Source organism: Micromonospora sp. 4G55 (assembly GCF_016803375.1).
On sequence record NZ_JAEVHN010000239.1, the window covers coordinates 1 to 8588 of the forward strand.

Consider the following 8588-nt stretch of genomic DNA (forward strand, 5'->3'; position numbering starts at 1 on the left):
CGGAGGCCGGGGCGACCGGCGACGGCCCGGCGGCGGCCGGAGAGCCCGCGACCGGCGACGGCCCGGCGTCGCGCGACGAGGAAGGTACGGCCTGATGCCCACCTGGTTGGAGCTGGTGATCCGGGTCGGTGGCGTGCTGGTCGCCTTCCTCACCCTGCCGCTGGTGGTCGGCCAGGCCGAACACAAGGTGATGGCGCACATGCAGGGCCGGCTCGGCCCGATGTACGCGGGCGGCTTCCACGGCTGGGCGCAGCTGGTCGCCGACGGGGTGAAGTTCGTGCAGAAGGAGGACGTCACCCCGCGCGAGGCGGACCGGGCGGTGTTCCGGCTCGCCCCGGTGGTGGCCCTGGTGCCCTACCTGCTGGTCCTGCTGGTCATTCCGCTCGGCCCGGACGACCTGGTCGGGCAGCCGCTGGACATCGGCCTCTTCTTCGTCCTCGCCGTGGTCGGCGTGGGCGTGGTCGCGGTGCTGATGTCGGCCTGGGCCTCGGCCAACAAGTACAGCCTGCTCGGCGGCCTGCGCGGGGCGGCCCAGCTGCTCGGCTACGAGCTGCCGCTGGTGCTCTCCGCCGCCTCGGTGGCGATGGCGGCGGGCACGCTCAGCCTCTCCGGCATCGTCGAGGCGTGGCAGCCCTGGTGGCTGCTCTGGCAGGCGCCCGCGATGTTCGTCTTCTTCGTCGCCGGGCTGGCCGAGATCCGGCGGCCCCCGTTCGACATGCCGATCGCCGACTCCGAGCTGGTCTTCGGCTACATGACCGAGTACACCGGCCTGCGCTTCGCGTTCTTCCTGCTCGCCGAGTACGTCGGCATCGTGGTGATCGCCGCGCTGACCACCGTGCTCTTCCTCGGCGGCTGGCAGGGCCCGTTCGCCGACGGTCAGCTCGGCTGGCTGTGGACGCTGCTCAAGGTCTTCGCGGTCTCCTTCGTGATCATCTGGCTCCGGGTCTCGTACCCGCGGCTGCGGGAGGACCAGCTGCAACGCCTCTGCTGGCTGGTGCTGGTGCCGCTCTCCCTGGCCCAGCTGGTCCTCACCGCCGCCGTTCGCGTCGCGCTGTAGCGGCCCGCGCTCAGCGCAGCGGGGTGTGGGCGGGGTCGACCCGCTCGCCGGCCGGCGGGGGCGGCGGTGGGGTGCCGTCGCCGAAGGGCCGTCCGCCGAGTTCCTCCCGGCCGTGCGGGGTGAGCCAGTTGGACAGGTCGGGGCCGAGCGGCACCACGCCGGTCGGGTTGATGTCCTTGTGCACCTCGTAGTAGTGCCGCTTGATGTGGTCGAAGTCGACCGTGTCGCCGAAGCCGGGGGTCTGGAACAGGTCCCGCGCGTACGCCCACAGCACCGGCATCTCGGTCAGCTTGCTGCGGTTGCACTTGAAGTGGCCGTGGTAGACCGGGTCGAAGCGGGTCAGGGTGGTGAAGAGCCGGATGTCCGCCTCGGTGATCGTGTCGCCGACCAGGTAGCGCTGGCCCGCCAGCCGCTCGGTCAACCAGTCCAGCCGGTCGAAGAGCTGGTGGTACGCCTTCTCGTACGCCTCCTGGCTGCCGGCGAAGCCGCACCGGTAGACGCCGTTGTTGACGTCCCGGAACAGCACCGCGCTCACCTCGTCGATCTCGTCGCGCAGCCGTTCCGGGTAGAGCTGCGGCGCGCCCTCGCGGTGGTACGCCGTCCACTCGGTGGACAGGTCCAGGCTCATCTGCCCGAAGTTGTTGGTGACCACCTGCCCGGTCTGCACGTCCACGATCGCCGGCACGGTGATGCCCCGCTCGTAGCCGGGGAAGCGGGCGAAGTACGCCTCCTGGAGGCGCTCGATGCCGAGCACCGGGTCCCGCCCGCCCGGGTCCAGGTCGAACGTCCAGCTCCGGGCGTCGTGGGTCGGCCCGGCCACCGCCATCGAGATGGCGTCCTCCAGCCCGAGCAGCCGCCGCACGATGATCAGCCGGTTCGCCCAGGGGCAGGCGCGGCTGACCGCGAGCCGGTACCGCCCCGGCTCGACCGGGTAGCCGTCCCGCCCGTCGGCGGTGATCCGGGTGGCGATGTAGCGCTGGTCGCGGGTGAACTCACCGCCCGGCTCGACGTACTTGCCGCCGGTCGTCCCGCCTGCCGCCTCGCCCACGTGGCCCCCTGGAGTTCGTTCGTCGTGTCCCGTCCCATCTTTGCCGATCTCCCGCGTCCCGGCCCGGTGACTTCGCGGTCCCACGGCCGCTCTTCGCCCGCCCGCGGCCCGGCTAGGCTGCCCGGGTGATCGATCGGGAGGCGCTGGCGCGGCGGTTCGTCGCCGACGTGTGGAATGGCGGGCGCGAGGAGTCCGCGTACGAGCTGATCGGGGCGGAGTGCCCGGGGCTCGGCGGGGCCGGGCCGGAGGCGACGCTGGCCTGGCACCGGGACCGCCGGGCGGCCTTCCCTGACCTGCGCTACAAGATCGTGGACGTGGTGGCCGCCGGCGACCGGGCGGCGGTGCGCTGGCGGGCGGCCGGCACCCAGGCCGGCAGTTCGGCCCGGTGCCGCCGACCGGGCAGGTGGTCAGCTACTCGGGGGCGACGTTCCTGCGCTTCGACGCCCAGGGGCGGATCGTCGACGTGTGGAGCGTCAACGAGCTGTTCCAGATCCTCCAGCAGCTCGGCGTGGAGATGCTGCCGCCGGCCTGATCCGGCACGGCCTCCGCTCCCCGGCTCTGTCACTCAGGGTCACCTCGCTGCAGGCTTGAGCGCGGATGAGCGTAATACCTCAGAGGCATATTGATGACCCAGAGGTATCACGCTCGTCCCGGCATCCGCCTCCGGCGCCGAGGCCGCCCTGGTCCGTTCGGGGCGGTCGGCCCGGCCCGCGGTCGGTCCGGGGTCCGGGGCGCTACGGCCGCGGCCCGCACCGGTGCCCTTCGCGGGGGACGCCGGCACGGCCGCGGACGCGCCGGGGCTCAGCCCGGCTTCGACGGGCCTTCCCGGGTCGCGACCGGGACGGCCAGGCACGTGCTGCCCGGCACCAGGCGGATGCTGTCGATGACCTGCTGGGCGGCGAGGGTCACCACGGTCGGCCGGGGAGTGCTCCCCGCGCCCCCGGTCGCGCCGCCGGCCACGTACCAGCACGGCTTGCCGCTGCCCGGGACATAGCGCAACAGCAGCGGACCGGCCGGCAGGCGACCATCGCCTGGTCGTACGGCCGGCGGTAGACCGCTACCAGGTCTCCGGTGCTCGGGTGGTACGCCTCGACCGACCAGTACGTGCCCGCGCCGGCGCCCACGTCGAACTGCCGGATGCTGCCGTCGTAGCGCAGGGTGACCGGCGGGGCGGTCACGGTCGCGTCCGCCTTCACCTGCACCGGGGTGGCGAGGTAGCGGTTGGTGGCGTTGCCGGACCAGGCCAGCGCGAAGGGATTGTCGTCGCCGATCCACTGCCCGGTGTACTGCAACGGCCACCGGTACGGGCCGAGCCCGCTGAGGGTGAACCGACCCTCGTACGGGTTGGTGAACACCGTGCACCCCTCGGCCGCGCCGCCGGGCAGGTCGGGCTGGTCGGCGCCGGCCTGCACGCAGCCCTCGACGAACTTGCCGTCCGCTCCGTTGACGGTTCCGGTGATCGAGCCGGCCCGGTCGAGGCGGATCGGTGCGGTGCTGGTCACCGTGCCGGCGACGAGGTTCAGGGTGGTGGCGGTGCGCCGGTCGCCGGTGCCGCCGGTGGTGGCGTACCACTGGGCGCCCCACGGCTTGGTCGACTGCACGAAGAGCTGCGTCGGGCCGGCGGGCAGCGGGCCGAGGGTCACCGCGCCCGAGGCGTCCGAGCAGTACCGTCGGTTCTGGTCCTCCTGGCGGAGCGGGATGGTCGGGACCGGGTGGCCGGAGACCGGCTTGACGCAGACCCCGGCGACCTTGTTGCCCGCGCGTCGACCACGCTGGTTTTCACCGTGGCCGCCGGTTCCATCTCCAGGGTGAGCCGGGTGGCCTTGCCCGACGTCACCTGGATGTTGCCGACCGAGCGCTGCCAGTAGCCCGGGCCCGGCGTCACCCGCGCGGTCTCCGCCCGTTGGGTGGTGGCCCAGACCACCGGGAAGGTGACCCGGTTGGAGCCGCTCGGGGTGCAGGCCTTCTCGACCGACTCGACCAGCTCGACGCAGCCGCTGACCGGGGCGCGGGTGCTCTTGTCCACCAGGTCGATCTCGACCGAGCCGGCGGGCACGAGCCGCTCGTCGACGACGGTGGTCCCGCCCTCGGTGACACCGACGATGGCCGCCTCCTCCGCGGTGGCGACGCCCGGGTGGAACTGGCGGGTCCGGCCGGCGGCGTAGAAGTAGACCCGGTAGTCACCGGGCGGCACCCGGTCGAGCCGGTACTCGCCGTCGACGGCGATCACGCCGCCCCGCCACGAGTCGTCGACCGCCCTGGCCACCACGGACAGCGACCAGGGCATGGTGCCGCCCTCCTCCGGCGTGACCCGGCCGCGGATCGTGCCGCCACCGACCCGCAGCGCCACGTCGACGGTGGTGACCTCCTCGCCCGAGACCGGGTAGAGGGTTGCGTTGTCGAAGTCGTTGGCGTCCTCGGCCCACTGCTCCGGGAAGCCCTCGGCCTGGACCCGCAGCCGGTAGCGGTACTGGTACCACAGGCGTTCGATCCGGTAACGGCCGCTCGCGTCGGTGCAGGCTCGGCCGACCTCGCCGCCGAGGTCGGCGTTGACGGCGGTCACGCAGGCGCCCGCGACCGGCTCCCCGGTGGCCCGCGCGGTGACCAGACCGGCGATCGTGCCGTTGCCGATGCTCGTCGGCGGCGCGACGGAGAGGTACCGCTCGTCGACCGAGGTGCTGCCGCCGGCGGCGACCGTGAAGACGGTGCCGTCGCCCTGGCTCACCTTGCCCGGCACCCACTGCTGCGGGACCCAGCCCTCCGGCCCCACGCCGAGCCGGTACGCGCCGACCGGCAGGCCGGCCAGTCGGTACCGGCCCTCGTTGTCGGTCAGGGCCCGGGCCCGCCAGTCGCCGTCGACGGCGACCGCGGTCACCTCACTGGCGTACGCCGGGCTGCCGTCCGGGTGGGTGATCCGGCCGTGGAAGCCGCCCACCTCGGTGATCATGCTGAGGTCGGCCCGGCCGGTGGTACCGGGCTCCACGTGGAGCCGCTCGCCGTTGTAGTAGTCCGGGGCGCTGGGCCACCAGACGTCGGGCCGGCCGGTCGCCCGGGCCCGGATGTGCACTCCCCAGAAGGACTGCCCGGTGACCCCGGTGAAGGTGTAGGTGCCGGTGGTGTCGGTGCAGCGCGTCGCCAGCGCCAGTTCCGCCGACGACATCAGCGAGACGCAGGCGCCGGCGAGGGGCGCACCGGTCGCCCGGTCGGTCACCGTTCCGGTGATCGTGGCACCGGGCTCGGCCTGGGCGGCCGTCGCTCCGAACAGCACCATGGCGAGGACGGCGAGTGCCGCCGTCACCCGGGTCGTGGTCTTCTTCATCCGGCCGTGGCTCCCTCGTACGTCGGCCGGAGCAGCATAGATGATCAACAACGTCGGTGACGGCCCGCGCGGAGCCCCGGGAACCAGTCACCGCCGGGTGGTGGTCGCGCGCGCCGGGGGCACAGGGCAGGATGAGCGTCATGAGCGAGCGCAGCGGTATTCCCGGCGAAGGGCTGGTGAAGGGGCTGGCGGTCACGCTGAAGACGATGACCAGCCGGTCCACCACGCAGCAGTACCCGGACGTCGCCCCCGAGCTGCCGCCCCGCTCCCGGGGTGTGATCGCGCTGCTGGCGGAGAACTGCACGGTCTGCATGCTCTGCGCCCGGGAGTGCCCCGACTGGTGCATCTACATCGACTCCCACAAGGAGGAGGTGGTGGTGGCCGGGGCCGCCCGCCCCCGCCAGCGCAACGTGCTCGACAAGTTCGACATCGACTTCTCGCTCTGCATGTACTGCGGGATCTGTGTCGAGGTCTGCCCGTTCGACGCGCTCTACTGGTCGCCGGAGTTCGAGTACGCCGAGTACGACATCAAGGACCTGCTGCACGACAAGGACCACCTCGGCCAGTGGATGGGGACGGTCCCGCCGCCGCCCGCGCACGACCACAACGGCGAGCCGGCCAAGGAGGAGGCCACCGCCGCGCGCAAGGCCGCGGCCCCGACCAGCTCCGCCGCCCGCCCCACCGTGGTACGCCCCGAGCCCGGCCCCGCCGCCGACGGGGGGTACGCCCTGATGACCGGTGCGGACGTGCTGCTGCTCGCCCTCGGCGCGGTGGCGGTCGGGGCGGGCGTGCTCGTGGTGGGCACGAAGCACCTGGTGCGGGCCGGCCTCTACCTGGTGCTCTGCCTCGGCGCGCTGGCCGGTGACTACCTGGTGCTCACCGCCGAGCTGGTGGCCTGGGTGCAGGTGCTGATCTACGTGGGCGCGGTGGTGGTGCTGCTGCTGTTCGCGGTGATGCTGACCCGCGCCCCGATCGGCGCCTCCGACGACCTGGACCGTCCCGGCTGGCCGGCCGCGCTGATCGGTGCGGGCAGCGGGCTGGGGCTGGCCGTGCTGCTGGTCGACGCGTTTCGCTGGTCCAGGGTCGAGCTGCCGGCGGCGGGCACCGCCGAGCGCCTGGGTGAGCAGGTCTTCCGCTCCTGGGTGCTGCCGTTCGAGGTGCTCTCGGTGCTGCTGCTCGCCGCCCTGGTCGGCGCGATCGTCCTTTCTCGCCCCGACATCGGCCGCCGCTCCGACACGACCGCCGTCGACGACGAGGGTGGCCGCCGGTGAGACCCGTCATCCCGTACGTCACCGCCGCGCTGCTGTTCGGTCTCGGCGTCTACGGCGTGCTGCGTCGGCGCAACGCGGTACTGGTGCTGATGGCGGTCGAGCTGATGCTCAACGCCGTCAACCTGATCCTGGTCACCGCCGACACCACGGCGAAGGCCGCCCTGCCGCACGGTGGGCAGGTCTTCGCGCTCTTCGTGATCGTGCTGGCCGCCGCCGAGATCGGCGTGGGCCTGGCCATCGTGCTCCAGCTCTACCGGCTGCGGGCCAGCGTCGCCGTGGACGAGGTGCCGCTGACCGAGGCTCCGGCGCTCGTGCCGGCCGAGCCGCTCGTCGAGCAGCCGGGGTCGAGCGGTCGTCGGGCGGGCCCGCCGACCGGCCGGAGGGGGACCGGTGACCGGGCTGCTCGGGGCCGCGCTGCCGGCCGTACCCCTGGTGGCCGGCCTGATCGGGCTGCTGCTGCCACCGTCGCCGCGGGGCGCGACACCGGGGAGGACCGGGCCCGGCGGGTCGCGATCGGCCTCGGGGTGGCCGGCGCGGCCGGGGCGCTGCTGATCGCGCTGGTCCTGCTGGCCCGGGTCGGCGACCCGGTGGAGACCTCCGCCACCTGGATCGACCTGGGCGGGCTGCGAGTCACCCTCGGGGTGCGGCTGGACGGCACCGCCGCCCTGGTCGCGGTGGCGGTCGCGGCGGTCGCGCTGGCCGTGCAGGTCTACTCCACCGCCTACCTGAAGCGGGGCCCGCACGACGACGTCGAGGTCGACCACCGCTACCCGCCGTACGCGGCCCAGATCAGCCTCTTCACCGCCGCGATGCTGCTGGTGGTGGTCGCCGGCGACCTGGTCATGCTGCTGGTCGGCTGGGAGGTGATGGGTCTCTGCTCCTACCTGCTGATCGCCCACGACCGGCGGCTGCCCGAGGCGCCGGCCGCCGCGATGAAGGCGTTCCTGGTCACCCGGGTGGGCGACGTCGGCTTCCTGCTCGGCATCGCGCTGCTGGGCGTCTCGGCGGGCAGCTTCCGGATCGCCGACGTGCTCGCCCACGACCACGCGACCAGCACCCTCACCGCCGCCTGCCTGCTGCTGCTGGCCGGGGTGGCCGGCAAGAGCGCGCAGTTCCCGCTGCACACCTGGCTGCCGGACGCGATGGCCGGCCCGACCCCGATCTCCGCGCTGATCCACGCGGCCACCATGGTCGCCGCCGGCGTGTACGCGGTGGCCCGGCTCTACCCCCTCTTCGAGGCCACCCCGACCGCGCTGGCCGTGCTCGGGGTGATGGCCTCGATCACCCTGCTGCTCGGTGCCCTCGCGGCCACCGCGCAGGACGACCTCAAGCGGGTGCTCGCCTGGTCGACGGTCTCCCAGATCGGCTACATGACCGGGGCGCTCGCCGTCGGCGCGCCGGCCGCCGCGCTGTTCCACCTGCTCACCCACGCCGCCTTCAAGGCGCTGCTCTTCCTGGCCGCCGGTGCGGTGATCCACGCCGTCGGCAGCACGCTGATGTCCCGGATGGGCGGCCTGCGCCGGGACATGCCGGTGACCTTCTGGTGCACCCTGATCGGGCTCGGCGCGCTGGCCGGGGTGCCGCCGCTGTCCGGGTTCTGGAGCAAGGACGGCGTGCTCGCCGTCGCCGAGGCCGCCGCGCTGGACGGCACCGGCCCCGCGCCGGCCTGGGTCGGCTGGCTGGTCTGGCTGGCCGGGCTGCTCGGCGTCGTGATCACCGCCTGGTACGCCACCCGGCTGCTGCTGCGCACGTTCCTCGGCGCGCCCCGGATGCCGCTGCTGCGCCCGCACGACCCGCCGGCCGCGATGCGCTGGCCGGTGCTGCTGCTCGCGGTCCCGGCCGCACTGCTCGGGCTGGTCGGCTTCGGGCAGTCGTTCGCGGACCGGCTGCTCG

The 8588-nt window shown here is 73.6% G+C and carries 5 protein-coding genes and 4 pseudogenes; 6 read left to right on the forward strand and 3 right to left on the reverse strand.

What is annotated here, in order from left to right:
* Window positions 1–94: 94 nt before the first annotated feature.
* Window positions 95–1057, forward strand: coding sequence for an NADH-quinone oxidoreductase subunit NuoH (nuoH, locus tag JNW89_RS19510; RefSeq protein WP_088960216.1), 963 nt, complete (start codon window positions 95–97; stop codon window positions 1055–1057).
* A gap of 10 nt (window positions 1058–1067) precedes the next feature.
* Here the strand turns inward: nuoH and JNW89_RS19515 are convergent, their stop codons facing one another.
* Window positions 1068–2105: a glutathione S-transferase family protein gene (locus JNW89_RS19515; RefSeq protein WP_238449994.1), complete on the reverse strand. Its 1038-nt coding sequence runs from the start codon at window positions 2103–2105 to the stop codon at window positions 1068–1070.
* 167 nt (window positions 2106–2272) lie between these two features.
* Between JNW89_RS19515 and JNW89_RS19520 the strand changes: the two are divergent.
* Window positions 2273–2637: pseudogene (locus JNW89_RS19520) on the forward strand (ester cyclase).
* Window positions 2638–3010: 373 nt separating this feature from the next.
* On the opposite strand, the gene JNW89_RS19525 reads toward JNW89_RS19520, so the two are convergent.
* Together JNW89_RS19525 and JNW89_RS19530 are read right to left on the reverse strand one after the other, a co-directional pair.
* A complete protein-coding gene (locus tag JNW89_RS19525; RefSeq protein WP_238449995.1) occupies window positions 3011–3748 on the reverse strand; it encodes a hypothetical protein in 738 nt (245 codons plus the stop codon).
* The gene (locus JNW89_RS19530) at window positions 3745–5424 is read right to left on the reverse strand and encodes a carboxypeptidase-like regulatory domain-containing protein (protein ID WP_238449996.1); all 1680 of its coding nucleotides are present in this window, start codon (window positions 5422–5424) and stop codon (window positions 3745–3747) included. Before JNW89_RS19530 ends, JNW89_RS19525 begins: the two co-directional genes overlap by 4 nt.
* Window positions 5425–5564: 140 nt before the next feature.
* Here JNW89_RS19530 and JNW89_RS19535 point away from each other — a divergent pair.
* The 4 genes and pseudogenes from JNW89_RS19535 to JNW89_RS19550 all read left to right on the forward strand — a co-directional run.
* Window positions 5565–6152: pseudogene (locus tag JNW89_RS19535) on the forward strand (NuoI/complex I 23 kDa subunit family protein); the annotation flags it as partial.
* Window positions 6153–6155: 3 nt separating this feature from the next.
* Complete coding sequence (locus JNW89_RS19540; RefSeq protein WP_238449997.1) at window positions 6156–6695, forward strand: NADH-quinone oxidoreductase subunit J; 540 nt, start codon at window positions 6156–6158, stop codon at window positions 6693–6695.
* 56 nt (window positions 6696–6751) lie between these two features.
* A pseudogene (locus JNW89_RS19545) lies at window positions 6752–6922 on the forward strand (NADH-quinone oxidoreductase subunit NuoK); the annotation flags it as partial.
* Between the two features lie 163 nt (window positions 6923–7085).
* Window positions 7086–8588 (forward strand): annotated as a pseudogene (locus tag JNW89_RS19550) (NADH-quinone oxidoreductase subunit L); the annotation flags it as partial.